Origin of the sequence: Streptomyces phytophilus (genome assembly GCF_013870535.1) — a bacterium.
Lineage (GTDB): Bacteria > Actinomycetota > Actinomycetes > Streptomycetales > Streptomycetaceae > Streptomyces > Streptomyces phytophilus.
This window is the reverse complement of the sequence record NZ_JACBXC010001338.1, coordinates 1-1,594: the sequence shown is the minus strand read 5'-3', so window position 1 is coordinate 1,594 and position 1,594 is coordinate 1. Positions and strand designations below refer to the sequence as shown.

Genomic DNA, 1,594 nt, shown 5'->3' with positions numbered 1-1,594 from the left:
ACGACGACCACCGGCCGCGAGGACGGCGGCGTGCTCCTGACCACCCCGGCCCCGGTCGGCGGCGACCTCGCGGGCGCGGCGATCTACGACAACGCCGGGGAGCCGGTGTGGTGGAAGCCGGGCCCGTACATGAACCTGGAGCCCGTCACCTTCCGCGGCGAGCCCGCGCTGAGCCTGTACGACAACACCGACGTGGGCGGCGAGCACCTCCTGCTGAACTCCTCCTACCAGGAGATCGCCTCCTACCGGATGGACGGCTTCTTCACCGACAGCCACGAGTTCGAGATCAGCCCCGACGGCTCCCGCGTCCTCCTGCTCGGCTTCTCCTTCGTCACCCGCGACCTGACCGCGTACGGCGGGAAGCCGGACGCACAGGTCATCGACGCCGTCGTCCAGGAGCAGGACGCGGCCACCGGCGAGGTGCTGTTCGAGTGGAGCGCGCTGGACCACATCCCGCTGACGGAGACCCAGGAGCCCCTCACCGAGGCGCTGGTGGACCCCGTGCACGCCAACTCCCTGGCATACGACACGGACGGCGGCCTGCTCATGAGCGCCCGGCACACCAGCACCGTCTACAAGATCGACCGGGAGTCGGGGGCGGTGCGCTGGCGCCTCGGCGGCGCCGCGAGCGACTTCGCCTTCGCCTCCCCCGCGCAGCGCCCCAGCTACCAGCACGACGCCCGGCGGCTGCCGGACGGGCGGCTGATGCTCTTCGACAACGGCAACAGGAACGACCCGCAGCGCTCCCGCGGCGCCGTGTACGAGCTGGACGAGGCGGCGATGACCGCCCGGCTCACCGACGACGTGCAGACCCCGGAGCCGGTGTTCACGCTCTTCGCCGGCTCCGCGCGGCCGACGCCGGGCGGCAACGTCCTGCTCGGCTACGGCAGTTCGGGGACGATGGTGGAGTTCGCGGACGGCGAGCCGGTGTTCACGGGGACGTTCCCGCAGGGCACGTACAGCTACCGGGCGATACGCGCGGACTGGACGGGGACGCCCGCCGCGCGGCCGGCCGTTCGGTGGCGCGGGCCGGGCAGGCTCGCGATGAGCTGGAACGGCGCCACGGAGGTCGCCGCCTGGCGGATCGAGACGGGCCCGTCGCGCCGGGCACTCGCGACGGCGGACACGGTCGCGAGGAGCGGCTTCGTCACGACGGCGGAGGTCGCGGTGGACGGGGGCGCGGACGTGGTCCGCGTCAGCGCGGTGGACGCGGACGGGAAGGTGCTGGCGAGCCGGACGGTGGCCGCCGACGGCGCGGGCTGACGGCGGCGGGCCCGGGCGGCAGGCGAGGGGGCAGGTCCGTACGGCTGGCGGACCGCGGTTGGCGCGGGCCGCGGTCCGTACCGGCCGGGGCCGTCAGCGGCCCGTACAGCACGGGGTGGGGGCCGGGGCCTCGAACGGGATCAGCGTCTCCGCCGCCGCCGGGATGACCGCGAGGACCAGCCGTCCGTCGAGCCACTGCGGGCGCACGTGCCCGCGGGTGACCATCCGCGCCTCCCACGGCGGGCCGTGCGGCGCACCGAGCAGCACGACCTGCTCGATCGCCGAGGCGGCCAGCAGCTCCCCGACCGTCATGGTCCCGGTCAGCGCGTCC

At 74.7% G+C, this 1,594-nt stretch carries 1 protein-coding gene and 1 pseudogene; one reads left to right on the top strand and one right to left on the bottom strand.

The genetic code is table 11. The features are described from left to right. Positions 1-1,263 (top strand): arylsulfotransferase family protein (locus tag H5J30_RS32170; protein ID WP_181791153.1); only part of this gene is annotated, 1,263 nt, incomplete at its 5' end. A 93-nt stretch (positions 1,264-1,356) separates the two neighbouring features. On the opposite strand, the pseudogene H5J30_RS32165 reads toward H5J30_RS32170, so the two are convergent. Then, positions 1,357-1,594 (bottom strand): annotated as a pseudogene (locus H5J30_RS32165) (hypothetical protein); the annotation flags it as partial.